General features: G+C 65.0%; 24 protein-coding genes and 1 pseudogene. 11 read left to right on the top strand and 14 right to left on the bottom strand.

The features are described 5' to 3' along the window. Positions 1-22: 22 nt before the first annotated feature. The 5 genes from paaE to paaA form a co-directional block, all read right to left on the bottom strand. Complete coding sequence (gene paaE / locus ACFVYC_RS10820) at positions 23-1,264, bottom strand: 1,2-phenylacetyl-CoA epoxidase subunit PaaE (protein ID WP_387549693.1); 1,242 nt, start codon at positions 1,262-1,264, stop codon at positions 23-25. A 9-nt stretch (positions 1,265-1,273) separates the two neighbouring features. Beyond that, on the bottom strand, positions 1,274-1,795 hold the full coding sequence (gene paaD / locus ACFVYC_RS10815) for a 1,2-phenylacetyl-CoA epoxidase subunit PaaD (RefSeq protein WP_387549807.1): 522 nt from the start codon (positions 1,793-1,795) through the stop codon (positions 1,274-1,276). A gap of 11 nt (positions 1,796-1,806) precedes the next feature. After that, on the bottom strand, positions 1,807-2,706 hold the full coding sequence (paaC, locus tag ACFVYC_RS10810; RefSeq protein WP_387549691.1) for a 1,2-phenylacetyl-CoA epoxidase subunit PaaC: 900 nt from the start codon (positions 2,704-2,706) through the stop codon (positions 1,807-1,809). After that, a complete protein-coding gene (gene paaB / locus ACFVYC_RS10805; RefSeq protein WP_125610602.1) occupies positions 2,703-2,969 on the bottom strand; it encodes a 1,2-phenylacetyl-CoA epoxidase subunit PaaB in 267 nt (88 codons plus the stop codon). Before paaB ends, paaC begins: the two co-directional genes overlap by 4 nt. 251 nt (positions 2,970-3,220) lie before the next feature. Beyond that, a complete protein-coding gene (gene paaA / locus ACFVYC_RS10800) occupies positions 3,221-4,270 on the bottom strand; it encodes a 1,2-phenylacetyl-CoA epoxidase subunit PaaA (RefSeq protein WP_387549689.1) in 1,050 nt (349 codons plus the stop codon). 465 nt (positions 4,271-4,735) lie between these two features. Between paaA and ACFVYC_RS10795 the strand changes: the two genes are divergently transcribed. Beyond that, positions 4,736-5,710: a hypothetical protein gene (locus ACFVYC_RS10795; protein ID WP_387549687.1), complete on the top strand. Its 975-nt coding sequence runs from the start codon at positions 4,736-4,738 to the stop codon at positions 5,708-5,710. Between the two features lie 283 nt (positions 5,711-5,993). On the opposite strand, the pseudogene ACFVYC_RS10790 reads toward ACFVYC_RS10795, so the two are convergent. Beyond that, positions 5,994-9,887, bottom strand: a pseudogene (locus ACFVYC_RS10790) (S-layer homology domain-containing protein); the annotation flags it as partial. 490 nt (positions 9,888-10,377) lie between these two features. Beyond that, complete coding sequence (locus tag ACFVYC_RS10785) at positions 10,378-10,785, bottom strand: winged helix-turn-helix transcriptional regulator (protein WP_387549686.1); 408 nt, start codon at positions 10,783-10,785, stop codon at positions 10,378-10,380. Between the two features lie 229 nt (positions 10,786-11,014). On the opposite strand from ACFVYC_RS10785, the gene ACFVYC_RS10780 reads away from it, so the two are divergent. The 6 genes from ACFVYC_RS10780 to ACFVYC_RS10755 all read left to right on the top strand — a co-directional run bounded on the left by ACFVYC_RS10780 (position 11,015) and on the right by ACFVYC_RS10755 (position 15,025). After that, entirely contained in the window at positions 11,015-11,692 is a 678-nt protein-coding gene (locus ACFVYC_RS10780; protein WP_387549684.1) for an FMN-dependent NADH-azoreductase, read from the top strand. A gap of 213 nt (positions 11,693-11,905) precedes the next feature. Continuing rightward, positions 11,906-12,637: a GAF domain-containing protein gene (locus ACFVYC_RS10775; RefSeq protein ID WP_387549683.1), complete on the top strand. Its 732-nt coding sequence runs from the start codon at positions 11,906-11,908 to the stop codon at positions 12,635-12,637. Further along, complete coding sequence (locus ACFVYC_RS10770) at positions 12,624-12,938, top strand: hypothetical protein (protein WP_387549681.1); 315 nt, start codon at positions 12,624-12,626, stop codon at positions 12,936-12,938. The genes ACFVYC_RS10775 and ACFVYC_RS10770 overlap by 14 nt, the downstream gene beginning before the upstream one ends. 80 nt (positions 12,939-13,018) lie before the next feature. Further along, positions 13,019-13,393, top strand: coding sequence for an STAS/SEC14 domain-containing protein (locus ACFVYC_RS10765; protein ID WP_387549680.1), 375 nt, complete (start codon positions 13,019-13,021; stop codon positions 13,391-13,393). Between the two features lie 163 nt (positions 13,394-13,556). Further along, positions 13,557-14,570, top strand: a complete 1,014-nt coding sequence (locus ACFVYC_RS10760; protein ID WP_387549678.1) for a DUF808 domain-containing protein — start codon at positions 13,557-13,559, stop codon at positions 14,568-14,570. Positions 14,571-14,689: 119 nt separating this feature from the next. Beyond that, a complete protein-coding gene (locus ACFVYC_RS10755; RefSeq protein WP_387549676.1) occupies positions 14,690-15,025 on the top strand; it encodes a hypothetical protein in 336 nt (111 codons plus the stop codon). A gap of 13 nt (positions 15,026-15,038) precedes the next feature. On the opposite strand, the gene ACFVYC_RS10750 is transcribed toward ACFVYC_RS10755, so the two are convergent. The 3 genes from ACFVYC_RS10750 to ACFVYC_RS10740 all read right to left on the bottom strand — a co-directional run bounded on the left by ACFVYC_RS10750 (position 15,039) and on the right by ACFVYC_RS10740 (position 17,897). Then, positions 15,039-16,082, bottom strand: a complete 1,044-nt coding sequence (locus ACFVYC_RS10750) for an NAD(P)-dependent alcohol dehydrogenase (RefSeq protein ID WP_387549674.1) — start codon at positions 16,080-16,082, stop codon at positions 15,039-15,041. An 85-nt stretch (positions 16,083-16,167) separates the two neighbouring features. Continuing rightward, complete coding sequence (locus ACFVYC_RS10745) at positions 16,168-17,157, bottom strand: NAD(P)-dependent alcohol dehydrogenase (protein ID WP_387549672.1); 990 nt, start codon at positions 17,155-17,157, stop codon at positions 16,168-16,170. Beyond that, on the bottom strand, positions 17,154-17,897 hold the full coding sequence (locus ACFVYC_RS10740; RefSeq protein WP_387549671.1) for a DUF4386 domain-containing protein: 744 nt from the start codon (positions 17,895-17,897) through the stop codon (positions 17,154-17,156). The genes ACFVYC_RS10745 and ACFVYC_RS10740 overlap by 4 nt, the downstream gene beginning before the upstream one ends. Before the next feature lie 168 nt (positions 17,898-18,065). On the opposite strand from ACFVYC_RS10740, the gene ACFVYC_RS10735 reads away from it, so the two are divergent. From ACFVYC_RS10735 to ACFVYC_RS10725, 3 genes are all read left to right on the top strand, one after another. Continuing rightward, complete coding sequence (locus tag ACFVYC_RS10735) at positions 18,066-18,794, top strand: TetR/AcrR family transcriptional regulator C-terminal domain-containing protein (RefSeq protein WP_387549805.1); 729 nt, start codon at positions 18,066-18,068, stop codon at positions 18,792-18,794. Positions 18,795-18,869: 75 nt separating this feature from the next. After that, positions 18,870-20,174, top strand: a complete 1,305-nt coding sequence (locus ACFVYC_RS10730; protein ID WP_387549669.1) for a serine/threonine-protein kinase — start codon at positions 18,870-18,872, stop codon at positions 20,172-20,174. Continuing rightward, positions 20,171-20,626, top strand: coding sequence for a hypothetical protein (locus tag ACFVYC_RS10725; RefSeq protein WP_387549667.1), 456 nt, complete (start codon positions 20,171-20,173; stop codon positions 20,624-20,626). Before ACFVYC_RS10730 ends, ACFVYC_RS10725 begins: the two co-directional genes overlap by 4 nt. Positions 20,627-20,669: 43 nt before the next feature. Here ACFVYC_RS10725 and ACFVYC_RS10720 read toward each other — a convergent pair whose 3' ends face one another. Further along, complete coding sequence (locus tag ACFVYC_RS10720) at positions 20,670-21,296, bottom strand: hypothetical protein (RefSeq protein WP_387549665.1); 627 nt, start codon at positions 21,294-21,296, stop codon at positions 20,670-20,672. Between the two features lie 704 nt (positions 21,297-22,000). Between ACFVYC_RS10720 and ACFVYC_RS10715 the strand changes: the two genes are divergently transcribed. Next, the gene (locus ACFVYC_RS10715; RefSeq protein WP_387549663.1) at positions 22,001-22,864 is read left to right on the top strand and encodes a M20/M25/M40 family metallo-hydrolase; all 864 of its coding nucleotides are present in this window, start codon (positions 22,001-22,003) and stop codon (positions 22,862-22,864) included. A 10-nt stretch (positions 22,865-22,874) separates the two neighbouring features. On the opposite strand, the gene ACFVYC_RS10710 is transcribed toward ACFVYC_RS10715, so the two are convergent. The 3 genes from ACFVYC_RS10710 to ACFVYC_RS10700 all read right to left on the bottom strand — a co-directional run bounded on the left by ACFVYC_RS10710 (position 22,875) and on the right by ACFVYC_RS10700 (position 25,589). Further along, positions 22,875-23,564, bottom strand: a complete 690-nt coding sequence (locus ACFVYC_RS10710) for a 4'-phosphopantetheinyl transferase family protein (protein WP_387549662.1) — start codon at positions 23,562-23,564, stop codon at positions 22,875-22,877. A 213-nt stretch (positions 23,565-23,777) separates the two neighbouring features. Further along, positions 23,778-24,590: a DUF2382 domain-containing protein gene (locus ACFVYC_RS10705; RefSeq protein ID WP_387549660.1), complete on the bottom strand. Its 813-nt coding sequence runs from the start codon at positions 24,588-24,590 to the stop codon at positions 23,778-23,780. A 204-nt stretch (positions 24,591-24,794) separates the two neighbouring features. After that, positions 24,795-25,589, bottom strand: coding sequence for a hypothetical protein (locus ACFVYC_RS10700; RefSeq protein WP_387549658.1), 795 nt, complete (start codon positions 25,587-25,589; stop codon positions 24,795-24,797). Positions 25,590-25,700 lie beyond the last annotated feature (111 nt).

Below are 25,700 nucleotides of genomic sequence, written 5' to 3'. Positions count from 1 at the left end.
GCTCCTTCGGAGGAATCAGGACTTAGACGTCGAAGTCGACGGTGACTTCCTTGGTGGTGGGGTGGCTCTGGCAGGTCAGCACGTAGCCCTTGTCCAGCTCATCCTGCTCCAGCGCGTAGTTCTCGTCCATGGTCACGCTGCCGGTGACCACCTTGGCCCGGCACGTGCCGCACACTCCCCCGGCGCACGCGAACGGCACGTCCGGGCGGACCCGCAGCGCGGCGTTCAGGATGGACTCGCGGGCGTGGGTAGGGCTGGCCACCTCGCCCTGCAGGCCGTCCAGTTTGAACGTGATCTTGTACGTCTCCTTGGACTCGTCCACCACCACGGGCCGGCCCGCATGTCCCTCCGGCTTGTCCGGCTTCCCCGACGTAAACAGCTCGAACCGGATGTTCTCCGGCTTCACGCCGCGCTCGGCCAGGGTGTCCCGGCACAGCTGCACCAGCTCGAACGGCCCGCACAGGAACCACTCGTCCACATCGTCCGCGTGGATGGCCGTGCCCAGCAGCTGCTGCAGCTTCTCGGCGTCAATCCGGCCACTGAGCAGCGGCGCGATCCGCTGCTCGCGGGACAGCACGTGGTGGATGGCCAACCGCTGCGGGTACTTGTCCTTCAGGTCCGCGAGCTCCTCCAGGAACATCACATCCATGGCGGCCTTGTTGGCGTAGATCAGGTCGAACCGGCTCTCCGGGTTGGCGGCCAGCAGCGTGCGGGCGATCGCGATCACCGGGGTGATGCCGCTGCCGGCGGCGATGGCCACAAAGCTCGCCTCCCCGTGGCTGGCCACGTCCCCCGCCAGCTCCTCCGGGTTGTTCATGGAGTTCATCCGGTTCTGCTCCACGGCCGTGCCGTCCTTGCCGTGCCGGGACACAAACGCGCCCATGGGGCTCATCACGTCCAGGGTATCCCCGGCCTTCAGCTCGGCGTTGGCCCAGGTGGAGAACAGCCCGCCCAGGTCCTTCTTCACCGCCACCCGGATCTCGCTGCTGCCGTCCGCGAAGCTGCGCGGCTCGGCGCAGATGGAGTAGCTGCGGCGCACCTCTTTGGGCACCCCTGTTTCGTCCGGGAGCTTGGTGCGCAGGGCCACGTACTGGCCGGGCAGGTAGTCGAACTGGCCGGCGAGCTCTGTGGGGACGTGGAAGCCCACCTCGATGGCGTCCTCGGTGAGCCGGCGCACCTCCTTCACGGCGAGGGTGTGGAAAGACGGACGACGGCGGCCGGTGGCCTGCGCCGATTCGGCGGCGGTCTGGCGGACAACAGGCATGGGGCTTCCTTACAGCACTTTGAAGTAGTCGAACGGTTCCCTGCAGTCCTGGCACACATACAGCGCCTTGCAGGAGGTGGAGCCGAAGCGGGTGAGTTCCTTGGTGTGCAGGCTGGCGCACTGCGGGCACTTGACCGCCATTTGCAGCCGGATGGGGCCGGCGTGCCGTGCCGCATCTGCTTTTCCGGTTGGCGGGGCGATGCCGTACTCCTGCAGCTTCTGTTTTCCTTCTGCGCTCATCCAGTCCGTGGTCCAGGCCGGGGCGAGCACCAGGTCCACCTCGACGTCCTGGTAGCCCTCTTTTTTGAAGGCCGCTTGCAGGTCGTCGCGGATGGCGTCCATCGCCGGGCAGCCCGAGTAGGTGGGGGTGATGGTGACTCTTACCTGTTCCCCTGTCACTTGCACGTTCCGGAGGATGCCGAGGTCCGCGATGGTGAGCACGGGGATCTCGGGATCGCACACGGTGGCGGCGATGTCCCACGCCTGTTGCTCCGGCGTCGTGCTCTTCCTTTCGAAGTCGCTCACGTAGATGGCCACGGCGCTCACCAGCTCGCTCCGGGATGCTCGCGGGCCAGCACCTGCATCTCGGCCAGGAGGTAGCCCAGGTGTTCCGAGTGCCTGCCCCTTCTGCCTCCACCGGGCGCGGCCGGGACGTCCGGCACCTCGAGTTCGGCTTCTGTGAGGATCTCCCCGGTGAGCCGGTCGAAGTCCTCGCGCAGGCTGGAAGGCGCGACGGCGGCACCCGCCTCGGCGAGCCGTTGCGTCAGCTCATCGTCCTGGAACAGTTCGTTGACGTACGGCCACATGAGCCGGAGGCCGTGGATCATCCTGGTTCTTGATTCCTCGGTGCCGCCAGCGAGGCGGAGGATCCACTGGGCGCTGTGGTCCCGGTGGTAGTCCACTTCCTTCACGGCCTTCGCAGCGATGGCGGCGAGGGTGGCGTCCGTGGATTCGGTGAGCCGGCGATACAACTCGAACTGGTAATAGCTCACGATGAACTGGCGGGCGATGGTCACCGCGAAGTCGCCGTTGGGCTGCTCGAACAGCTGGACGCTGCGGAACTCGTGCTCGCGGCGGAAGTAGGCGAGATCGTCCTCACTCTTGTCCCACGCGCCGCCGGCGTAGCTGAGGAAACTCCGGGCGTGGCCCAGCTGGTCCAGGGCGATGTTACCCAGGGCCACGTCCTCCTCCAGCTCGGGGGCGCGGGAGATCCAGTGACCGAGGCGCTGGGCGAGGATCAGGGCGTCGTCGCCGAGCCTCAGGGCGTACTCGGCCACGTCTTCGGTTGGTTTGGCCAGGCCGGTTCTTACTTCCAGCGCGATGTCCTCCGGGCGCAGGGCGTTGCCGGGGGTGATTCTTGTTGCCGACGCGTTGGAGTCGCCGCCTGCCACGCCGGTGCTGATGTCTCCGTGGCCGGACGTCTCTGTGGTTTCGGGGATCACAGGTGCTTTACCCCTTCGCTCTTGGTGTAGTACGTGGCATGCCGGTAGTCCTTGCCCTGGGGCGACTCGAAGAACGACCCCTTGGCGTCCGGATCGCTGGCGGCGATGGCGTCCGCGGGGACCACCCAGATGGAGACGCCCTCATTGCGGCGGGTGTAGAGGTCGCGGGCGTTGCGCAGGGCCATGGCGGCATCCGGCGCGTGCAGGCTGCCGGCGTGGACGTGGCTGAGGCCGCGGCTGGACCGGACGAACACTTCCCACAGGCCCCAGGCATTGCGGCCTGCCGACTGGGTTGCTGGATCGGTGCTGCCTGCCTGGCTGTTTGTCGCTTGGCTTGTTGTTGCCTGGCTGTCCGTTGCCTGGCTGTTCGTTGCCGGGCTGGCCGGTGTTGTTTCGGCGGCCTGCGCCTCGCTGGCTGCTGCCTCGGGAGTCGGGGCGCCGGCCGGGACCTGCGCCGCCCCCCGGATCACGTCATCGGCGGCGCTGGCGGGAACTTCCGGGTTGCCGTGGGGGCTCATGCTGCGTATTCCTTCGTCGTCATTGACTGTTTTGCTCGCTGTTTATCCGCGTAAACCGCCGCTGCCTCGCGGACCCAGGCGCCGTCGTCGTGCGCTTCCCTCCGGCGCTCAAGGCGCTGGGCGTTGCAGGGGCCGCGGCCGGCGAGGACTTCCTGGAACTCGTGCCAGTCCAGCGGGCCGTGCTCCCACTTTTTGGTGTCCTCGTTGTAGCGGACCTGGTCATCCGGGAGGGTGAGGCCCAGGACGCGGACCTGTTCCACCATCATGCCCACGAAGCGGCTGCGGAGTTCATCGTTGCTGAAGCGCTTGATGTTCCAGGCCATGGACTGCTTGGAGTTGGGCGAATCGTCATCCGGCGGGCCGAACATCATCAGGGCCGGGGCGTACCAGCGGTTCACGGCGTCCTGGGCCATCTGCTTCTGCTCGGGGGTGCCGTTGGAGAGTTCCAGGAGGATCTCGAAGCCCTGGCGCTGGTGGAAGGACTCTTCCTTGCAGATGCGCACCATGGCGCGGCCGTAGGGGCCGTAGGAGGCGCGGCACAGCGGGACCTGGTTGCAGATGGCGGCGCCGTCCACCAGCCAGCCGATGGCGCCCATGTCCGCCCAGGTGAGCGCCGGGTAGTTGAAGATGCTCGAGTAACGGGCTTTGCCGGCGATGAGGTCTTCCATCATCTTGTCGCGTGTTTGGCCAAGGGTTTCGGCGGCTGAGTAGAGGTAGAGCCCGTGGCCGGCCTCGTCCTGGACCTTGGCCATAAGGATGGCCTTGCGCTTCAGGCTGGGGGCCCTGGAGATCCAGTTGGCCTCCGGCTGCATGCCGATGATTTCGGAGTGCGCGTGCTGGGAGATCTGGCGCAGGAGCGTCTTGCGGTACGGGGCCGGCATCCAGTCCTTGGGCTCGATGCGGGAGTCCTCGGCCATAACGCGGTCGAAGTTGGCCTGGCCGTCCGCCTCGAGGGCCGCGATCCGGGCCTGCTCCGGCTGCTCCTGGGGATCCTGCCCGCGCGGGGTTGGCTCAGCCGGCACTGACTGCAGGTTCTGCGCTGCCATGGTTGCTCCTATGCAAAGACCTTCTGGGACGTGCGGAATTATTTACCGACCGTTCGTTCAGGATATGCGGAAGCGTTCCGGACCGTCAAGCGCCGCCCTCCCCCGCGACGCTCTCGCACCCCCCGCCGCCTTTCCCCCGACGCTCTCTCAGCTCCTGCCGGTTTTTCGCCGACGCTCTCTCAGCTCCTGCCGGTTTTCCCCCGACGCGCGCTCACTCGCGGTAAGAAGCAGAGGCGCGGGCCGCCGTCGTCCATTCCCGCCTGCGTGCACCCCCGGCCCCACCGCCAGCCCCCGCCCCGCGACGCGCGAGCTCCTTTTCGACGCGCATATGCCCTTCCGCAGCCCATATCTCAGGTGCGCCAGGGAAGCTGCGGGTCGGAACTGAACTTGCGCGTCGCCCGGCACTTGTCCACATAGCGGCACATGCGCCTTCCATCGGCGGTTACGGGCTGACACATTCGACCCATGCCGGACCTTCCGCCGCTCCTGTTATCCCGCGACCGCCTCCTGCACGGGCTCACCCCGAGTGAGCTCGCCAAGCGCGTGAAGGCCGGCGCCCTGGTCCGCATCCGGCACGGCGTCTACACGGACGGGGCAGCCTGGCGGGCGATGAAGGCGTGGGAGCAGTACCGCCTCCGCGTCCAGGCAGCCGCGGAAACGTTCGAGAAACCCACGATCTTCGCCCGGCATTCCGCCGCAAGCGTGTGGGGTACCCCAACGGTGGGACTGCATCCTCCGGTGGAGGCTCTCACATTGAAGAACGACGGCGGCCGGTCCCGTGCCGGAGTCCGCCGCCACTTCGCCGCGCCGGCGGGTCTCAGTGTGGTCCGGCGGGAGGGACTCCTCGTCACCGACCGCATCCGCACTGTCCTGGACCTTGCGGCGTTCACTCCCTTCAACGAAGCCGTAGCACCGCTCGACCATGTGCTTCGGCCGGACACAGCCCGGCGTCTGCCTGCCCTCACCAAGACCGAACTGGAGGCCGGCATCGGTTCGATCTATTCCGATGCCGCCGGGCGGAGGATTCGGGCGGCCATCGCGTTTGCGGATCCTGCTTCCGGCTCGGCCGGGGAGTCTTTGAGCCGGGCTCTGATTCATCTGGCCGGTTTCGAAACCCCGGTCCTCCAACACCGCATTTCCGACGCGGCCGGCCTGGTGGGTTACACGGACTTCTACTGGAAGCGGTCCAAGGTTGTGGGCGAATTTGATGGCGAGGAGAAGTACATGAAGGCCGAGTACCTTCAGGGCAGGACCGCGTCGCAGGCCGTGGTGATGGAGAAGAAACGCGAGAACCGGATCCGTGCCCTGGGAATCAATGTGGTGCGGTGGGACTGGGCGGACCTCATTGAGGCCGGGAAGCTGGAAAGCATGCTGGCCGCGGCAGGTGTGGCCCGCCGTCGTACGCGTTCTGCCATGACCGACGCGCAAATGCTGCGGTGACACACGCGTTCCCTGACGCCACTGTTAATTAGGCGTCGGCGCGGAACATGCGCAGCGCAGGCTCCGAACCGAACGCCGGCGGCCAACGGCACGCTCGGTGTCAACTACACCGGCCTCTTGCCCGGGAACGGTTCCAGAACGGCACCCGCTTCTGGTGACCATCACGTGGTGCTGGCCACCCCGCGTCCTGCCCTTGTAAACAGATGCGATTGCCGGAACCAGGCCCTCCGGAAGGAGGGTCTGGTGCAGGAATTGCTCAGCCCTGTTTCGCCGGCTACCAGCGTCAGCGTGTCAGTGTCGCAGTGGCCTGGGTATCAATCCACGAGCCGGCACCTGTGGTGTCGTTGGCGCGAACAAGGATCGTTCGGATCCGCACATTTCCCGGTTCCCACGAGGCCCAATCAACCAGACCTCTGTAGCCCCATTTTTCACCCAGGTCCAGCAATCCGTTGCCATTACTGTCGCCTCCTGTGTAGGAGAATCCGTCGGTGGCCATGTCCTCCTGATCTGTGAGCAGCTTGAACGGGGTCGAGCTTGAGGCGCTTGTTTTCACGACGCTGAATGTCACCACGGAGTGTGGATCGGTCCGTGACGGATCCGTGGAGTAGGACGTTTGCAGGTTCTCTACAGCCAGTGAACGCGGAGGTATGGCAAAGGCCTGCATGGTTCCGCTGACGTCCTGCGTGGTGCCATCGACGAAGTTCACACGGACCGTGTACGCCACTAGTCCGGGGGAAGACGGCGTCCACGTAATCGTCGCCTGAACGGTGGGCATACCGGGTGACAGGACCGCATTGGCGATGGGAGCCGTAACCCATTGAACCGACGCGACATCTCCTCCATCCGGGGCGAGCACCGCTCTGCCCTGCTGCCCTACGCGGACCGCAACTCGCGGTGCCTGGTCGGGATCCGGCTCCTGCTGTGTGGGCCCGCCGGGGAAGGCCTGGTCATAGCCCAACTGCCAAGACTTGAGGGTCCATCTGTAGGAGCCACTGACGATGACAGCGTCGAGAATCTTCCTCTCGATGATTGGTACCGTCAGCTCCACCGCGACGACGACTTCCCCGCCTATGAATAGTGAAACATCTACCTGAGCGCCGTCGCCGGTGTGAATGACGGTTGCACTGGCCCCGGCCTGAGCGCCGATAGTAAGTGTGGGTCCGGCGAAGCCGTAAATCAGCAAGGCCGCCTTGAGCGTGGGACCGAAACCGGCGGTGACCTTACCGGTAACGGCTGCAGATCCTCCGGGAGCGAAGACCGGCTTGTTGTATTTCATCACCGGACCGCTGTCGATGTTCCTGAACCCCCCACTGGAGCTGTACCGGAACCCGTAATCCTGCGTGCGCTCAACACCCATCTCGGCGGTCACCGCGGCCTCGGCCGCGAAGTTCGCCTGCAGATACACTGTGCCGCCAGGCCGGATCACTACAGGAATGGTGAGCACCATAAATGTGATCGGCGCCATCTTGAGTGTTCCGAGTTGGTGTTTCACCTGTCCGCTGGTCGCAGTCTTGACGTAGGCGGCCACCGTAGCTTTGGCACTCATCTCGGTGTGGGCCACGGTAGAGAACTCCTCAACCTTGACGGGAGGCACGCCCCAGCCCCACTGCAGGCTGGTTTTCAGCGTGAATGTCAGGGACAGCCCCAGCCGGCCTTCGCCACCAATCGAGTACCCGGCGGACGAAACGACCTTGTCCCTGGCCTTTTGCACTGTGTCACCTGTTGCTTTGCCGAGGAATTTGCAGCCGGCGGCCGAGTCGCAGGTGAAAAGGCCCTTCAGGTCGATGTAGCTATTGAACTGGACCGTTTCAACCGCTTGAGGGCCCACTCGTTGCGGCACCAGCCTTTGGGAGGCCGGCGTGGTGAGAGCCAGGCTTTCGGGCGCAGCGGCCTGGGGCCCGGCCTGGGCGTCGGCCCACGTGGCCGTTACTGTCTCGGCGTAGTTCTCGAACGCCACGTCGCTGCCCTCTATGACGCTTACCGCTGCGCCTCCTTCATCCACCACTTCAAGACCGGGGCTGCTTTCGGCTTCCGGTCCACTTTGGGTTACTTCCAGGCCGTTGGAGCTGTCCAGCGGGACAGACTGCTGAAAATCAACCTGCAGGAATACGTCGGTCAATGACGCCTGTTCGGTTGTGACGACTGTACCTGTGCCCACACGGTCCACGGCGGTCACGCGGCGGAGCAGCCCATCAGGGGCAGCCGGGCTCGCAGCATGGACGATGACCTGACCTGGCGAGAGGTCCGCGGGGGTCCCGAAGGTTACCGCAGTGGGGGTCACCGACTGAATCGGCTGGGACGAGGGGTCCAACTGGACTACGTCCGGGGAGATGACCTGTTGCGTGTCCGCGGGCAGTACAGCGTCAACCAGGACGCTGGCCGATCCATTTCGGCCTGCCCTGTCCGTAGCGTTGACTTCGAAAGTCAACTGGCCGGACTGCGGGACCGCTGTCTCAAAGCGCCAGTTCAGGCCATTGTGAGTTTGCCGGACCTTTGGGCTGCCGATCGCGGTACCTGAAACCATGATGCTCATCCCAGCGAGGGTTACGTCCGGGCTGGTGACAAATCCTTCAAGGGTGACTGTTCCACTGGTACCAAGGTCAAGGCTCGCATACGCCGAGGGGGACGTGATGGTCACTCTCGGGGCAGCCCCTGCAGCCTTGGCCACCGCTGCCACAGCATTCGCCAACGGAAGAATTGTGGCGGTGGCCGAACCACTGCTCAGCACAGCTTTCGGCTGGCCTCTGCGAAGGGGGACGAAGGCGATCTGCGGCTGCGCGCCGTAATCCGCGTCCACGAGCGCTCCACCGACGCCGGACAGTCCTTCCGGGGCGAGATCGAGCACACCAGTGGTCCCGGCGGCACCGGCGGCCACGAGCACCATGGCCGCTTCGACATCCGCAGTACCCTGCACCGAAACTGGCGTAGCGTCGGAAGTCGCAGCGAACTTCTGGGCGGTGCCGCCCACGACCGGAACGAGACTGCCCTTGGCATTGATGCTGGCAGCACCTTGCGGGGCATCGGGGACGAAGCCACGCACATCCAGGCGAATAGACCCGGAGCCGGTGCCGAGAGCGGCGGTTACTGTACCGGCATCCGATGGGGAGAGGAGCGTGGTGATAGAAGTGATGCCCCGCGGCACGCTTAGGGCCTGGTCGCCGATCGTCAGGACGTCCGGTGATGCTGACTCCACGGTGGCGGTGATGAAAACGGAACGAACGTCCTCAGCCGGAACGCCGCCGAGACCTGTGACGCCGATAATGACGGGCGTTGTGCCCAGTCTGTCGCCGGCGAGCCCGCGCTGGGTGTCTGCCCTCGTAACGGGTGCGGGCAATGCCAGCATGGACCCTGGAACGGCCGCGTCGCCGTCGAACGTTGCAAGCAGTTGGACGGCGACCGGCGTCACTGCCGACGCCGAAACCTGGACGCCGGCAGGTGACAAGGGCACCAGGACCGTAGTGGAAGCGGCCCTTCCGGCAGTGACGGCAAGAGCAGGAGCACCCGCGACGGAAACTATCGCATCTGTCGGAGCATCCCGAACGGAGAGTCGAACCAGGGCTGCGGCGTGGCCGGATGCCATTGGTCCCAGGTTCAGCATTGATTCAGCGGTTGATACCGGCTGGGCGCGGTGCAGGAAACGGTACATGAAGGCGGCCATGGCATCCCTGTTCACGGCCTGCAAAGGACGGTAGGTCCCGTCCGGCCACCCGGTAGTGACCGCGGTGGAGGCCAGCCAACCAATTTCCCTGGCAAACTGTGTTCCCGGCGGCACATCGTGAAAGCCGGTACCGGCCTGCACAGCCACGTCTGGGTTGCCGGCCAGGCGATACATGAAGGCCGCCATTGCATCCCTATTGACCGGCTGCAGGGGCCTGAAGGTTCTGGTTCGATCCGCTTCAATCCAACCCGTTGAGATGCCGCGGCTGGCAAGCCAGGTGATTTCGAGGTAGAACTGGCTGCCGGCGGCCACGTCGGTGAACGGCGAAAGGACAGGCGGGGTGAACTCGGGCTTCCCCGCCAGTCGGTACATAAAGGCAGCCATCGCGTCACGGTTGACCGCACTCACAGGCCGGAAGGTTCCGTCCGGCCAACCGGTGGACACTCCTGATGCGGCCAGCCAGCCGATTTCGGTGGCGAACTGCACGCCGCCGGGGACGTCCGCGAAGGTTTTTGCGCCCTCGCGGTCCTGGGGATACTGGCTGTCCTGATAGACAGCTGCCGGCCCCTCCACCGGTGCGGTATTTATTCTCACCACGCCCGCAGCTGGCAATGCCCCTCCCGCAACCAGTAAGAATGTGGTGAAACCCGCGACGGCAGTCACAGCAAAACGCCTGAAATGAGACCTGTGCAATTCTTCCCCCACAAGAGACCTGGAGGCGGCTGTGCCCACTCCAGGTGCCATTGACTCCCCATTGAAAGTCTGGCGTCAGATTACATGCCGGTATGCAGCCGTTGAAGTGCGACGACCTGCAAGACAGAATGTGTCATCGGCTGCCCCCACGGTTTAGAAATTTTCGTATTTTGATGTGGCCCGGACATGCCTGCCGCCCTTAGACGAAGAACTGCGGCTTTGCTCTCTACTGCCGTGGGCCTACGACGACGGCTCTTCCTTGGGGTGGTTCTGCTGGCCTGAGGCAGGGAACAGATGTGTGCCGAAGCCGGGGACGCTAGTTGAAGGCGAGTTTGTGCCGGTCGTGCTCCATGCGTGAGGCAGCCACAGCATCCATGTTTTCCTCGGCCCAATTCTTCATTTCAAAGACGATTCGGAGAAGCGAATGGCCGAGGGGGGTGAGTTCATAATCCGTACGCACGGGAACTGAAAGAGTGACGCGGCGGGAAACCAACCCGTCACGTTCCAGCGAACGCAGGGTGGAAGTTAGCATCTTCTGGCTGGCACCCGGAACCCTCTTGCGGAGATGACTGTGGCGCTGCTGCCCATCCACCAAAGCGAGCATTACCAGCGTCACCCATTTGCTGCTGATCGCCTCAAGCAGTTGGCGGGCCGGGCAAAGGTCCAGGGAAGCGTTGTAATGCTTCTGTTCTGCCTGACGTTTCTGTTCAGCAGTGAGAGTCATGTCCCCAATACTCATCTCATCCGATTATCCCGTGGACCCCAGCATACTTGGAGGCCGATATAGCAGGCCTAGTGCATTCAATAATGCGACTTACACGGGAACAACTTTCGGAAAAGGCACTTTGAAGTGCCCTAGGCACCAAATAGTGCGTTCTTACGGGGCGCAGTGGTCTAGGTCAGGATCAATAACGGGCACGAAGTGCCTGTTTGTAACGCCTTGAAAGGAAACAATGCCAACCATCCTCCACGTCAACGCCTCTCCCCGCTACGCTCACAGCGACTCCTTGCAGTTAGCCCGGCATTTCATCGATTCCGTCCGGGCTGCCGGTCCGGAGACCTTTGAGCTGGAGACCCTGGACCTGTTCGACGACGGTGCACTACCTGTTTTCGGGCGAACTGCAGCTGCTGCCAAAATGGCTGTCTTCTCCGGCCAGGACCAGACACCGGAGCAAATCACCGCGTGGGAATCAGCCCGCGCCGTCTTCGACCAGTTCACCAATGCCGATGCCTACGTCTTCAACATCCCCATGTGGAATGCCGGCGTTCCCTACGTCCTGAAGCAGTGGATCGACATCATCACCCAACCCGGTTGGAGCTTCGGATTTGACCCGGAATCGGGTTACCGTGGCCTCATCGAGGGCAAACAGGCCCTCGCCATCCACACCAGCGGTGTCTACGCCCCCGGCGTTCCAGCCGCCTTTGGTTCCGATTTCAGCAGCACCTTTTTCGCTGACTGGCTAAACTTTGTGGGCATTAAGGACGCCACCCACGTCCGTTTCGCCCCCACTGTCCTCAACGGCGACGTGGACGGCACGCGCAGGGTTGCCGAGGCCGACCTCGTCGGTGCAGCATTCGGATTCGCCGGCAAGCTCAGCGCCGCTGGAAACCTCCAGCTCGTCAACGACTAAGGCTGGCGCAAGGCACTTAGACATTCTGGATATCCATCCAAATGGCTTCACCTCCGATTCGTACGGACACAGCGTTTCCCGCGGCCAGCCACGAAGAGTCAATCCGGCCGGAAAGCCAGCCGGCAGACGGTGGCTTACGGCGCCGATGTGTGCTCAACTGAAGGAACAAGCAGATGGTTCACCCAGGACCAACATGCTGGAATCGAAGCGGTCATGGATACTGAATTACCGCTGGCCGATGAGCTGGCCGCAGTGTTTGCACGGTTGTCCAACGTGCTCCTGAACGAAGATACGGTCTCCCACGCCCTGACACTCATCACGGAAGCCGCGGTCCTGGCGGTGCATGACGCCGTGGGAGCGGGCGTCTCCCTGATTGATACCAATGGCAGCCGCAGCAGCACAGCGTCCACAGGCAGGATAGTGGTGGAGGCCGACGCCCTACAATACGATCTTGGGCAGGGGCCGTGTCTGAGCGCATGGGCCTCCGGGCACCCGGTGGATATCTCGGATGTGCGCACGGACCTCCGCTGGCCTGAATGGGGCATGGCGGCAGACGAGCTGGGATTGCGCTCATGCTTGAGCGTCCCCCTTCTTGCAGGAGACCTGGCCTTTGGGGTCATCAAGGTTTACTGGGCACAGCCCAATGCGGCAACGCATCGGCTGATCAGGCTAATGGAAGTGTTTGCGGCCCAGGCCTCGATCTTCCTGTCCAATGCCCAGGCCCGGGAACGTGGCCGGATGCTGAGCGAGCAACTTAAGGCGACGCTGACCCAACGGGACATCATCAGCACCGCCAAAGGAATCGTTATGGCCAGCCGGGGCATGGGAAACCATGAAGCGATGCTCCACCTGATGGACAGGGCCGTGCGTGAGAACCGGACGCTGCATGCAGTTGCAGCAGAAATCCTCGAGTCCATGCCGGGACTCGATCATGACCGGGGCTGAAGTCTGGGCCGCCGCAGGTGACGAGGATGAACAACGCCAGGGCTTCCGGTCAGCATTCGAGGCTGCACCGCTGACTTTTGAACAGGTCTGGATCAGATACTTCGGTATTGGAGGCGAATGCGGCCTGTTCGAAGTCGAAGCCTACGTTTACGGTTCGCTGAACTTCCCGGCCCTTGAACGCGATCTGCTGGCGCATGCCCTCAACGAGACCCTCAACACCCTCGGCGTCAACTGCCGGCGCGCCAGCTACAGCCGGGCAGTCCTCCCCCGGGCAGACGACGGCCGGAGTAGCACGGGCTAATCCACCTTCCCCCAGGACCAGAGCACGGTAGCCGCTCACCACTGCGCGTGGTACGAATGAGGCGCAAGGGAAGGAACACCATGCTTATAGGCGATGGCAAGGGCACGCTGGAGCTCCGGCCGGATGGGGTCCTCCACGTGCGCTGGCAGCCCGGCGCAAGTCTCGATGAGGCGGATATCAAGGCCGCCATGGCGAAGGTCAATGACGTCTGCCAGGGCCAGCGCCGCCCGCTGCTGGTGGAGATGGCCAACGTCAAGACGGTCAGCCACGCGGGCCGCGCCGCGTTCTCCACACCCAGCGCGGCTTCGCGCATCGCGCTGCTCGGCGCCAACCCGGTGGACCGTGTCATCGCCGGCTTCCGCGGGCCGCACAGCCACCCGTGTCCCACCCGGTTTTTCACAAAGGCAACCGAGGCCGTGGGCTGGCTGCTCGAGGAGCCGGCGCCCGCGCCCTGAGGCCTGGACGAGGCCGCAAAAGACATCTTCCGGACACCCTGCAGTTACCGCCGCTCCCGCCGACCGGCTGCCCGCCCCCGTATACTCCGAATATGCCAATCACGCACCTCGACCGAGGCATCCACACCCAGCCATCCGCCGTCGGGCAGTCCGGGAGCACCCTGTGAGCGGCGGCCTCGTCGCCCTGCTCGACGACGTCGCAGCCCTGGCCCGCATAGCGGCCGCCTCGGTGGATGACGTCGCAGCCGGCGCCGCCAAGGCGGGTGCCAAGGCCGCCGGCGTGGTCATCGACGACGCCGCCGTCACTCCGCAGTACGTGTCCGGCGCGGACCCGTCCCGCGAACTGCCGATGATCAAAAAGATCTTCTGGGGCTCGCTCCGGAACAAGCTGCTGATCATCCTGCCGGCGCTGCTGCTCGTGAGCGCCTTCATCCCGTGGGCCATCCCGTTCATCCTGATGCTGGGCGGCACCTACCTCTGCTACGAGGGTGCCGAGAAGGTCTGGCACAAGCTCCGCGGCCACCATGCGGCGGAGGAAGATTCACCGGCGGTGGAGCGGGGTCCGGCGGCGGAGTCCAAGGTCATCAAGGGCGCTATCACCACCGACTTCATCCTGTCCTGCGAGATCATGGTCATCTCGATGAACGAGGTGGCCGCTGAGTCCCTGTGGGCCCGGGCGCTGATCCTGGTGGTCGTGGCGCTGGTGATCACCGTGGCCGTTTACGGTGCCGTGGCCCTCATCGTCAAAATGGACGACATCGGACTGCACCTGGCCGCCAAGGACTCCGCGGGCGCCAAGCGCTTCGGCGAACTGCTCGTCAAGGGGATGCCAAAGGTGCTGGCGGCGATCACCCTGATCGGCACGGTGGCCATGCTCTGGGTGGGCGGCCACATCATGCTGCAGGGTGCACACGATCTCGGCTGGCACGCGCCGTATGACCTGGTCCACGTCCTGGAGCACCCCTTCGCCGGAATCACCGTGGTGGGCGGCTTCCTGGCCTGGCTCGTCAACACCCTGTGCTCGGCCGTCATCGGACTCGCCTGGGGCCTGGTGGTGATGGCCGTGGTGGGTCCGCTGCTGAAAGCGCTCCCGTTCGGCAAGAAGAAGAGCGGACACGAAGAGGGCGATGCCCGCGCTGCAGCCGCCGGCCACCACCCTCCGCAAAAGCCTGAGTGACGGAACCTGTCACAGCCCTCGCGCCCCTGCGCTTTCCTTTGACCCACAAGGAGATTCCAAGGTAACCCGAAGAAAACCCCGCAGGGTTCCCCCAACATCCTGTTACTAGGTTTACAAGCATGCTTACCTGTTCAGTTCTCCGGTGTACGAACCCCGGCTTCGTCTTTGTAGACGGCGCGCAGAACATTGCCTGTTGTCCCGAGGCCTACGTCTGTGCAGAGCACAAGGCGCTGATCGACGCCGGCGCTTCCTGGGATATGGAAGGCCGGCACGTGCTGATGGGCCAGGACCTGGCGCCGAACCTGGCGGACTGGTCCGCACGCCGCAGCGTCGGGTCTGCCGGATTCACCCTGACCCTCGAGATCGTGGGGCAGATGAAGCCCGTGGAAGTTTTTGTGAGGCCGGCCCAGGCAAGGGCGCTGTCCAACCTCATCAGCGCAGGGAATGGCGACTGAGCTTCCGCCCCGCTTACGACGCTCCCTCTGCGCTGCTGACGGCAATGGCAATCTTGCCGCGGACCTCTCCGGCGTCAAGGTGGCGCATGGCATCCGGCACCTCGTCGAGCGGATAGGCCCTGTCGATGCTTGGCCTGAGCTGGCCGGAGGTGAGGAACGGGGTAAGACGTTCGAGGTCGCTGGCGCGCTCCTTCGAAGCAAGCATGGTCAGGCGCTGGCGCACGAACAGCGACAGCAGCGGCGCCCTGAAGCTCCGGCCTAACCCTCCGGTCCAGCGGCCGCCTTCTTCACCGCCCACGACGACGGCCGTCCCGTTGGGTGTGAGGGCGCGCCGCAGCCGGGACAGCCTGGGGTTTCCGCCGATGTCGAGGATGAGATCGTAGTGGCGCGTTCCGTCCGCGAAGTCATCCTGCGTGTAGTCAAGGACATGGTCGGCGCCGAGCGAGCGGACCAGGTCAGCCTTGCCGGCGCTGCACACCCCCGTCACCTCCGCGCCCAGGGCCTTGGCCAGCTGCACGGCGTAGGAGCCGACGCCGCCGGATGCGCCCAGGACCAGGACGTGCTGACCGGGCTGCACTTTTCCGGCGTCGGTCAGGGCCTGCAGGGCGGTTCCTGCCGAGATCGGAACCACGGCCGCCTGCTCGAAGGACAGGTTCGCGGGCTTGCGGGCGAGCTTGTCCCCCCGCACCGCGGCGTACTCCGCGAACGATCCCCGCGCCATCCCAAACACCGCATCCCCGACGGCGAACCCTGACACTCCGGCGCCAACGGAGACGACGGTGCCGGCCACATCAATCCCCGGCACCGGATTTTTGGGCCTGCGGAATCCGAATCCGATGATGCGCATCAGGTACGGGCGGCCGGTCATCATGTGCCAGGTGCCGCGGTCCATCCCCGCCGCATGCACGCGGACCAGCACTTCGTTCTCCGCTATGTCCGGGCGGGGTGTGAGGCCGGCACGAAGGACCTGGACTGACCCGTAACCGTCCTGCACGATGGCCCGCATTGTGGCCCCCGTGGCAGCGGCACTGCCCTCCGCCGGCGTGGGATGTGTCATGTCAGCTGCCTTTCCGGGTGGTTTCCGCACTGGGTACGGATACTGTATCGCTGGCCTCTTGGGGCTCCCAGGCGCGTACCAGTACTCACGTGTTTGTGGTTCCGGCCGGCACTTGCACAACCACGCTGCCTCTTTTCCGGCCAGTGCCGACGTACCGGTGTGCCTCGGCGATATCGGAGAGGTCGAAGAAGCGGTCGACGACGGGGCGGAGCCGGCCAGATGCCGCCAGCTGTGCAATGTGTTCCAGGTCGGCGGCGCTCATGGGGACGTTGCCGGCGGTGATGCTCGTGCCGGTCCGGCGGGAACGCGAGCCTGCGGCGAGAAGCCCGGCAAGGTCCGCGACGACGGACAGCAGCGCTCCCCCGGGCGTGATCAGCGGCTGCACGTCACGGAAGGGTACGTTGCCCACACAGTCCATGACGACGTCGTACGTTTGCGCCGCCTGCGTGAAGTCCTCCCTGGTGTAGTCGATGACGCGCCCGGCTCCGAGGGAGCGGACCAGGTCCGCATTGTCACCGCTGCACACTGCCGTGACGTGGGCACCTGCGAGGTAGGCGAGCTGCACGGCTGCGGTTCCGACGGCGCCCGAGGCCCCGTTGACCAGTACCGACGATCCCGGCTTCAATCCAGCCCGGTCGAGGAACGCCTGGGCCGTGATCCCGCCGAAGACCAGCGCCGCGGCCTCCTGGAACGTCAGGCTGGCGGGCTTGAGGGTGACGGCGCCATCCTGCGCGACGGTGGCGTATTCGGCGTGGCCGCCGAACTTCGCGCCGAGCATGGCGATGACCTCGTCGCCGGGGGCAAAACGTGTGACGCCGGGACCGACTGCCTCGACGACGCCGGCGATGTCCATCCCGAGAACCGGGAAGCGCGTGGTGGAAAACCCTAGGGCCACCGAGGTGGGCAGCTTCAGCCCCTTCGGCACATTCTTGGTCCGGGCCCGGTGGTCAGCAGCGCTGACAGTGCCCGCCCGGACCTGGACCAGCAGCTCCCCGCGCCGTGGGGTGGGCTTGGGCCGCTCTTCAATCCGGACAACGTCCGGGCCGCCGAACCGGCGGTATACGGCGGCCCTCATCGCTCAGTCCCGCCGCTCGTGCCGGAACCTGCGGCTGTGAGGCGGGCTACGGCGTCGGGGTTGAACCCCTTGACGAGCAGCCAGATGCCCATCCCGAACTCCCAGGCGGCCAGGAACAGGGCACCAAATCCGGACAGCGGCGACACCGGACCCCACAATCCGAACAGCATGCCGACTGCTCCGGCGATCAACAGCGGTGCCCCGATGAACCCGAATACCGGCAGAACCCGGGGCAGCAGGCGGGACCTGTACATAAGGGAGCCGAGCAGCAGGGCATTGAACGCAGGGATGAGTCCCTGGCCCAGCAGCGTGGTCCAGCTGTTCTGGGCCAGCAGCGCCTGACCGATGATCAGCGCATCATTTCCGGCGCCGGCCTGCCGGAGGGTGACGATCGACATGAGGGCCACCACACCGGCGAAGATGGCGCCCGCTTCCAGGATCCGGGCCCCGACGAAGCCGAGCGCAATCCCTTCGTTCTGCCGCTTGACCACCGGATACAGTGCGACGCCCGTTCCGATGCAGGCCAGGGCAACAATGACCTCCAACAGACCGCCGGCGATGACGAGCGTGTCGGGGCCGGGACCGGTGATGTATGCGGGGTCGGTTCTCGCCCGGTCATAGAGGAAGAGGGTGGGAATGGACACGAACGTGAGGAGGTAAAGCACACCTGCGGCCAGCGAGGTCCTCCGGTGGGAAGGGATCGCGCGGAGCTTCGTGGTTACCGGTTCTGAAGTAGTCATGATCTCTCTCCTGTCGAGAGGGTGCCGGGAGAACGCGTTGAGAGGTGCGGGGAACGCCGGTACAAACCTTGCGTTCCTGAGAGTGTACTGCGTACACCTTCTGCTGGAGACTTTATGGTGTACCCCGTACACTTGTCAATGGCCTCATCCATTCGGTAAGGGAGCATGATGACCCAGCAGGTGAAAGCGGAGCGCGTGCGGTTGAACCGGGACCGGGTTCTGCTCGCCGCCGTGGAGCTTGCCGACACCATTGGCATCGACGGGCTCAGCATGCGCCGGCTCGCCCAGGAGCTGCACGTGGTCCCCATGGCGCTGTACAAGCACGTCTCCGACAAGGAAGACCTCCTCGACGGGATGGTGGAGGTCATCATCCGCGAAATTGACCCGCCCCAGGCCAACGCCGAATGGAAGACGGCGGTCCGGTACCGGGTGCTGGCCGCCCGCCGCGCACTCCAACGGCATGCGTGGGCGAGGCAGGCGATCGAGTCCCGCACCAAACCCACCACCGCTGTCCTCGACTACCAGGAGTCCTTCGCCGGGCTGTTCCTCTCCGGGAAGTTTTCCCCCGACCTGGCACACCATGCCATGCACGCCCTCGGCGGGCGCATGTGGGGATTCACCCAGGAACTGTTTGACAGCTCGGCGTCCCAGCCCGCCGAAGCAGCGCCGCAGCCTGACCCGGAAGCGCAGGCGGCAATGTTCGCGCAGATGGCCCAGCGTTACCCGAACATCGTGACCATTGCCACCGCCACTCCGCACGATCCCGACTCCGTGGTGGGCCACGGCTGCGACGACCAGTTCGAGTTTGAGTTCGCACTGGACGTGCTCCTGGACGGGTTCGACAGGCTCCACCGTGAAGGCTGGAGCTCTGCGGAGGCGAAACGGCGGCGGGACTAGCCACCGAAACAGGGTGCGGGCAGGCGCTTGCCCGGCAGGCCATGGCTAGAGTGGATGCTGACGGGAAGGCAGGACATGACCGAAGAGACGGACACCGGCTTGGCCGGAACCATCCTGCGTGAGCGCTACCGGGTGGGGGACGTCCTCGGCCACGGCGGCATGGGCAGCGTCTACCGCGGAACAGACCTGGTCCTGGACCGGGAAGTGGCGCTGAAAATCTTCCGCGACGACGTCACCGGCGCCGACGAACTGGCACGGCAGCAGTCAGAGGCACGGATGCTGGCGCAGCTGAACCACCACGGCCTGGTCACGCTCTTCGACACCGGGACGCTGCTGCGCGGCGGACGGGAAGTGCCCTTCCTGGTAATGGAACTGGTTCCGGGAACCGATCTTCGCCGGCACCTCGCCGCCGGACCGCTGACCGGGGCTGACGCGGCGCGGCTGGGGACCGAACTGGCCGAAGCGATCCAGTACATCCACCACCGCGGCGTGGTGCACCGCGATGTGAAGCCGGCCAACATCCTCCTCACCCGCTACGCGACGGATGCACCCCTCCGGCCCAAGCTCGCTGACTTCGGCATCGCGAGAATGCTCGACGGCGCCCGGGTCACCGCCACCAATATGGTCCCCGGGACAGCGGCCTACTTGAGTCCAGAACAGGCAAGCGGAGACCCGGTGGGACCGCCCGCAGACATCTACTCCCTGGGCCTGGTGCTGCTGGAGGCCCTCACCGGAACGGTGGCATTTCCCGGCCCACCACTGGAAGCCGCCGTCGCGAGGCTCTCCCGCGGCCCCCACCTTCCCGCCTCCCTGGGACCGCAGTGGGAAGCCCTGCTCTCCGGCATGACCGCCCGCCACCCGCAGGACCGGCCCGACGCGGCGGGCGTCGCAGCCTCCCTGGGCAACGCCGTCGGCTGGTCCCTGCCGGCGGACGAACAGCACGGGACGGAACCTGCCTTGGCAGCACGCCAACCGGCCACCAGGGTCCTGAACGCAGCGGCTGCCGCGGCGCCCGGCGTCGACGGTCCGGCGGCGCAGCGGGAAGCCCGGCTCCCGGCCCTGCAAAAGAGCCAGGCAACCAACGCCACGTCGTTGCGGCCCGCACCGCACCTTCCGTCACGCCCGCCGGCCTCCGCACAACCGGCGCCGGCACCCGCGGCCGCGCCTGCACGGCAGCGTCCGTGGGAGAAACTGCAACGCCTCGGAAACCGCCGGCTGCGGATCGTCGCTGCTCTGGCCGCCGTCGTGATCATCCTTCTGGCCGTGCTGCTGACCACGGTGCAGCGGCCGGCACCCGCCCCCACGGTAACTCCCGGGCCGGCCATCCCCGGGCAGCTGGGCGAGCACTTCAAGGAACTGGAAGAAAGCGTCACGCCATGAACCGCACTCCCTTGCGACGACTGCTCACCGGTGCTGCGGCCGCCGGGCTCGGCATTTCGCTCTTGGCCTCCTGCTCCGCACCCGACCTCGACGGCAGCGTGGCCACCCAACTGCAGACCCGCGTGGCCGAGGCGAAACAGCTCGCCGCGCAGCAGGACCCTGCCGCGGCGCTGGCCAAACTGGACCAGCTGAGCCAGGACGTGGCAACTGCCGCCGGGCAGGGCCGGATGTCGCAGCAGCGCCAAACCAGGATCGAGGCCGCCATCGGCACCATCAGGAGCGAGCTGGAAACAACAGCAGTGCCGGCCCCCGCGGCTCCTGCTCCTGCCCCCGCCGATCCTCAGGTTTCCGAGGAGCAGCAGGAGCAGGCGGAAGAGGCGCGGGAGGAAGCCGAGAAGCAGCGCGAGGATGCGCAAAAAGAGGCTGAAAAGAAGCGGGACAAGAGCGGCTGAGGACCCGGGGGCGGCGAACAGGCGAGCACACCGCCGTCGGACTTCACCGAACAGGTACCCGACGCCTCCTGGGCGCCCTGGGCGCGTCCGCGCCAATACCCCCTGCCGGAGGAGCTGCGATTATCGCTTGAATTAGCTCGTCCACAGCTTGTGTTCCTTGCAAGCGCTCGCACGGGTCTTTCCGCGGCGCGTACTTCAGGATCGCGGTGGGGATCCTGGCCTGGTCACACGTGAACCGCTTTCCGGTGGCGGGATCGAGCCACGGTTTGGGGTCTTCCAGATGGGCATTCATTTCAAGGACCGGCAGAGGTGCCCTGGGCGGCCCGCCGTTCCCGGTCACAAAAAGGTTGGGGTGTTTGTACGGGTCATAGTAAACGCGCGGTTTGCGTTCCCGGACGAGTTCCAGCGAACTGCCGTCCTGATGCCCTGCCCAGTGCAGGCTGGTACTCTCCGGAGCCGGTTTGTGGACCCCGCCGTTGCCGGCGTTGAACGCCTCCGGGATATCGGCCGCTGAGCCTGACCTCTCGTAGCGGAACCACGTCCCCGCGTACCGCACGTAAACCACGCCGGGCATTTCGTCAGGGAAATACACGTCCACCTCGGCTTTGAGGTGGCCGTTGTGACCATCGGATTCCCCGGACGGTCGGATGCCTGTGGTGACTTCATCCATCTGGCCGACGATTCTGAAGCGGGCGGCTACAGGTTCCCGGTGGCGCCGTTTGGCAGTTGTTTTCCCGCGTAGTGAAAGCTGCCGGAGGCATGCTTGAAAGCTCTTTTCCAGCCACGCCAATAGCAACGGACGTCAGATTCCATGAATTCGAAAATATCGGACATCTGGGAAATTTCCTGCCAACCTCTGTGAAAGGACCGGACCACATCGTCCGGCCTGGCTTCACTTTCAAAGGACAGACGCTACGGGCCGCGAACTCGCGCGTCGCGGACGCCCTGGATTTACCCAGCAGTAAATCCCGGCTTCCTGCCGCGGACAGTTCCACGGCAGGAGTTACGGCAATACCTACTTGAAAAACTGAATCTATGGTACGCAAACATGGAAAACAAGGGTGCCGAGTACTTACTTTCTTGCCCGGCTACTACCTGTCTCCCCAACTGAGGCACGCAATCGACGCCAGGTCCCTACCCGTCTTTCAAAAAACACTTTTCTCCCGCCTTTTCAGGTATTAGTTTGCATTCATGAAGGCGCTTCGTGGAACAGGAAAGCCCAATCGCAGGGCAGGCGCAGCCTTCCTTGCTCTGACGCTGCTCCTGTCAGCGTGCTCGGCGCCCGCCCGGACCGCTCCCCAGCCGGAGACACTTGTAACGGCGCTGCCAATTCAGGCCACTGACGTGCAGGAAACCTTCGCGAAGAGAAACCTGATGGGACACCTTGAGGCCCTGCAGAAGGTGGCCGATGAATCGGGAGGCAACAGGGCCGCCGGCACGCCCGGATACGAAGCATCGGCCCGATATGTCGAGGACCAGTTACGTGCCGCGGGCTACAATCCGGTCCGGCAGGTCTTCACGTACCGGGAGGGACGCCGCGACGGGAACAGGGAATCCTTTAACATTCTTGCCGACACAGCCGGAAGTGCAGACCACACCATAGTGGTTGGCGCGCACCTGGACTCGGTGCGCGAAGGCCCCGGGATAAATGACAATGCCAGCGGCGTGGCCACCCTCATTGAAACGGCACGGTGGATGGCCGAGACCGGCGTCGGACCGAAAAACAGGGTGCGCTTCGCGTTCTGGGGGGCAGAGGAAGTCGATCTGACAGGTTCCCAGCATTACGTGGATGAGCTCAGTAAAAGTGAAATCTCCCAAACGGCCGTGAATATCAATATTGATATGGCGGCATCAATTAACGGGGTGCGGTTTGTCCACGACGGCGACGGCTCCACCTTTGGCGATGCCGGCCCAGCGGGCTCTTCAGGACTCGAGAGCATCCTCATGGACTACTTTGCCAAGAACTCGCTCCCGGCCGAGCCGACCGGATTCATCGGCGACTCCGACTACGACGCCTTCCTGGAGGCGGGCATCGCCACCGGCGGGCTCTTTGCCGGAGACGTCGGCACAAAAACCTCCGACCAGGTACAAAAATTCGGCGGGACCCTCAACCGCGACCACGACCCGTGCTACCACGAGGCCTGCGACACCATTCAGAACATCGACCCTGAGCTGTTGAACGACATGGCAGGGGCGATGGCCTACACCACCCTTGCCTTCGCGATGACCCAGATGTGACCGGCGTGGTCTACACGTTCAACACCACTGCCATGGCTGCCACGCAGTCATCGGCCAGTCCCAGAGGGCCCGGGTCCACATCCTCAACCACCCACCGTCCAGGACCGCTCATCCGCTCCGGCAGCAGCGGAACCGGACCGGCGACGTCCACCAGGGAGGGATCCACGAACAGTCCGCTGCCGAGCGCCTTGAGCACGGCCTCCTTACGCGTCCACAGAACTGTCTGGAACAGAGGCCTTTGGGCGGCCGGCACTTCCTGAAGCTGGTTGCGCTCCCGCGCGGTCATCGCCACAGCCCCGAACCCGTCGAAGTTCGCCGACGCGGACGACTCCAGATCCACCCCGACCCCGCGAACCTGGTTGTTGGCCGCGGCCGCCATCAGGCACCAGTCCCCTGATTTGCTCAAGCTCGCCAGAATCCAAGGCCCGCCGGCACGTGCCCGGTACCGCGGCGCCCCATGGACCCTGTCTTCATCCCCGCAACTCCGGCAAAGATAATCAGCGTGCAGGGAACCGGGCTCCACCCCCGCCACATCGGCCACATGAAACCGCAAGGCCATCCGCCCGGCCAGGAACCTGTCCCGGTGCACGGTGGATCCAAATTTGGCTGCCAGCTGCCTCTCCGCGTCATCCAGGACATGCAGCTGGTCAAGGTCCACCTCCGACAGCTTCACGGCAGCCAGCACGGGCATGCCACCCATCCCCGATGACCCTTCCACCCGGCCTCCGAACATAGGCGCCAACGGCCATCCCTGGATGACCTCCTGAATGTAGGCACAGCCTATACCCGGGCTGGCAGCACTTGGCGGCGAAGTCCTCGGGGGACACCGGACGCCCGCATGACAGCACGGCCCGCCCTCCGGAAGGGAGGACGGGCCGTGCGCGGGACTCAGTGAAGCCCCCGGTGGTGAGCCTTAGCGGCGGGTGCGGCCGTCGTCGTCGAGCTCGATGTTTTCCTTGCGGACTTCCTCGGTGACGGTGCGCTCGTTGGTGACCGTTTCCTTGTCCAGGCGTACGCGCTCCACCGGGACGGCTTCCTTTTCCACCACGGGGCGCTCTTCGTGGAGGATGATCTCGTGCTCTTCCTCGCTGATGGCGGGGCCGTCCAGGGCGTCGCCGCGGTTGGCATCCGTGATGGGTTCGCGCTCGATGCGGACCTCTTCACGCTCAACCGGAACGGTGGTGGTGACGTTCTCCGTGACCACGTACTTGCGCAACCGTGCCCGGCCGGTCTCTTCCTGGCGGGTGCCCACGTGCAGCTGCTCCTCGGAGCGGGTCATGGAGTCATCGGTGGTGGGACCGGAGGTGTCGTGACCGACGGTTCCGTGGCCTGCCGTTTCATGGCCGGAAGTCTCGTAGCCGGTGGTGTGCCCGTTGCCCGTGTGCCCGTTGCCTGTGAACCCGTTGCCGCCGGTAACGCCGTAGTAGGTGTAGAGCTGGTCTTCCTCGGCGGGCTCCAGGTGGCCATCCGGGGCCACGCGGGGTGCGTCCTTGACCTTGTCCTTGGTGTGGGCGACGACGATATCGTTGCCGTCCTGCGAAGCCGCTTCCAGCGGGGCGAAGGACTCGTGGGATCCGAAGAGCCCGGTCTTCACCGTGACCCAGGTGGGCTCGGAGGTCTGGTCATCCACGTAGATCTGGCCGATGGATCCGATCTTGGTTCCGTCGGAGCCTACGACGTGTCCGCCGGCAGTGGTCAGTGCAGAAAGGTTCTCAGTGCTGATCATGTGTTCTCCTTTTTGTTACTGGTCTTGTGCTGCGTGAGGGACAAAAATTTAGAAGCGGTTCCGCGGCGGCCGGGTCTGGCCGGCGCGGAGTTGCTTGGCCTTGCGGGCTTTCAGGACCCGGCTGATGATGCCGGGGAGCAAGGCGAAGAGCAGTTTTTTCATGACACTGGTCCTTTGGTTAGTGGGTCCGTTGCCTGGTTGTGCTTACGGCTGGCGCTCGGTGCCCCTGATCTCGCTGTAGGGATCGTCCAGGTCCCTCAGCGGAACGCCGCCGGCTTCGGTGCCGGAGTAGGCGGGACGGGCGGGTTCCCCGTAGATGGTTTCGCCGTAGGTTGCCGGCGCCGCCTGATGGTTCTGGTAGACCGACTCTTCGCCCCACGCCGCACCGGTTGGTGCTGTTGGTGCCTGCGCGGGCTTAGGCGGGATCGCCGCCTGCGGGGACGGTGCCGGCGCCAGGCCGCGTGCGAGACGTCCCACGAGGACGCCGGCGCCGGCAGCCAGGAGCAGGAACGTCCCCGGCTTGCGGCGGGCAAAGGACTGTACGTCCTCCAGCAGCGCCTTGGGCTCCTTGCCTTCCACCCAGGAAGCAACCGATGCGGTGCGGTCCGCGGCCTGGCGGATCAGGTCACTGGCAATGCCCTGCTGCCCGGGCGCATCGGCCATGGAATGCAGCTGGCTGGAGATGGTCCGGATGCCGTCGGCGGCCTTCTGCTGCTGCGCGCCGGCCTGGCTGCCGAAACCTGACTTCGCCTCGTGCAGGAGGTCCTTTGCGCTGGACTTCGCCTCGGAAGCGACGTTTCCGGCCTCGGTCTTGGCGGTTCGCGCCACGTTCTGGGCCGCGCCGGCCGCTTCCCCGGCGATCTTGGACGTCTCCCCCTTGGCCGCGTCCTTTTTGGTGACGTACGTTTCCGGCTGCGCCGAAGGATCCGTCGGTGCTGTGTTCCCGTACTGGTCGAGAGGGCTTCGGGCAGAAGCCTCAGGCCACTGGTTCTCCGTCATCATCGCTCGCTTCCACTGGTGGGCAGCTGGACCTTTGAATGCCAGCCTGGTGAATTAGTAAGTAAGGTTACTAACTAGATACTAAGCACACTTGCTATCTATCGCGCAAGG

Source organism: Pseudarthrobacter sp. NPDC058329, from assembly GCF_042879835.1.
Classification (GTDB): domain Bacteria; phylum Actinomycetota; class Actinomycetes; order Actinomycetales; family Micrococcaceae; genus Arthrobacter.
Note: the sequence above shows the minus strand (reverse complement) of the source record. Positions and strands in the feature narration are given on the sequence as shown.

What these genes read in the sequence shown, in the direction of transcription:
- paaE (WP_387549693.1), bottom strand. Translation starts at nt 1,264, where the DNA reads ATGCCTGTTGTCCGCCAGACCGCCGCCGAATCGGCGCAGGCCACCGGC.
- paaA (WP_387549689.1), bottom strand. Translation starts at nt 4,270, where the DNA reads ATGGCAGCGCAGAACCTGCAGTCAGTGCCGGCTGAGCCAACCCCGCGC.
- ACFVYC_RS10795 (WP_387549687.1), top strand. Translation starts at nt 4,736, where the DNA reads ATGCCGGACCTTCCGCCGCTCCTGTTATCCCGCGACCGCCTCCTGCAC.
- ACFVYC_RS10785 (WP_387549686.1), bottom strand. Translation starts at nt 10,785, where the DNA reads ATGACTCTCACTGCTGAACAGAAACGTCAGGCAGAACAGAAGCATTAC.
- ACFVYC_RS10780 (WP_387549684.1), top strand. Translation starts at nt 11,015, where the DNA reads ATGCCAACCATCCTCCACGTCAACGCCTCTCCCCGCTACGCTCACAGC.
- ACFVYC_RS10775 (WP_387549683.1), top strand. Translation starts at nt 11,906, where the DNA reads ATGGATACTGAATTACCGCTGGCCGATGAGCTGGCCGCAGTGTTTGCA.
- ACFVYC_RS10770 (WP_387549681.1), top strand. Translation starts at nt 12,624, where the DNA reads ATGACCGGGGCTGAAGTCTGGGCCGCCGCAGGTGACGAGGATGAACAA.
- ACFVYC_RS10765 (WP_387549680.1), top strand. Translation starts at nt 13,019, where the DNA reads ATGCTTATAGGCGATGGCAAGGGCACGCTGGAGCTCCGGCCGGATGGG.
- ACFVYC_RS10755 (WP_387549676.1), top strand. Translation starts at nt 14,690, where the DNA reads ATGCTTACCTGTTCAGTTCTCCGGTGTACGAACCCCGGCTTCGTCTTT.
- ACFVYC_RS10750 (WP_387549674.1), bottom strand. Translation starts at nt 16,082, where the DNA reads ATGACACATCCCACGCCGGCGGAGGGCAGTGCCGCTGCCACGGGGGCC.
- ACFVYC_RS10745 (WP_387549672.1), bottom strand. Translation starts at nt 17,157, where the DNA reads ATGAGGGCCGCCGTATACCGCCGGTTCGGCGGCCCGGACGTTGTCCGG.
- ACFVYC_RS10740 (WP_387549671.1), bottom strand. Translation starts at nt 17,897, where the DNA reads ATGACTACTTCAGAACCGGTAACCACGAAGCTCCGCGCGATCCCTTCC.
- ACFVYC_RS10735 (WP_387549805.1), top strand. Translation starts at nt 18,066, where the DNA reads ATGACCCAGCAGGTGAAAGCGGAGCGCGTGCGGTTGAACCGGGACCGG.
- ACFVYC_RS10730 (WP_387549669.1), top strand. Translation starts at nt 18,870, where the DNA reads ATGACCGAAGAGACGGACACCGGCTTGGCCGGAACCATCCTGCGTGAG.
- ACFVYC_RS10725 (WP_387549667.1), top strand. Translation starts at nt 20,171, where the DNA reads ATGAACCGCACTCCCTTGCGACGACTGCTCACCGGTGCTGCGGCCGCC.
- ACFVYC_RS10720 (WP_387549665.1), bottom strand. Translation starts at nt 21,296, where the DNA reads ATGGATGAAGTCACCACAGGCATCCGACCGTCCGGGGAATCCGATGGT.
- ACFVYC_RS10715 (WP_387549663.1), top strand. Translation starts at nt 22,001, where the DNA reads ATGGGACACCTTGAGGCCCTGCAGAAGGTGGCCGATGAATCGGGAGGC.
- ACFVYC_RS10710 (WP_387549662.1), bottom strand. Translation starts at nt 23,564, where the DNA reads ATGGGTGGCATGCCCGTGCTGGCTGCCGTGAAGCTGTCGGAGGTGGAC.
- ACFVYC_RS10705 (WP_387549660.1), bottom strand. Translation starts at nt 24,590, where the DNA reads ATGATCAGCACTGAGAACCTTTCTGCACTGACCACTGCCGGCGGACAC.
- ACFVYC_RS10700 (WP_387549658.1), bottom strand. Translation starts at nt 25,589, where the DNA reads ATGACGGAGAACCAGTGGCCTGAGGCTTCTGCCCGAAGCCCTCTCGAC.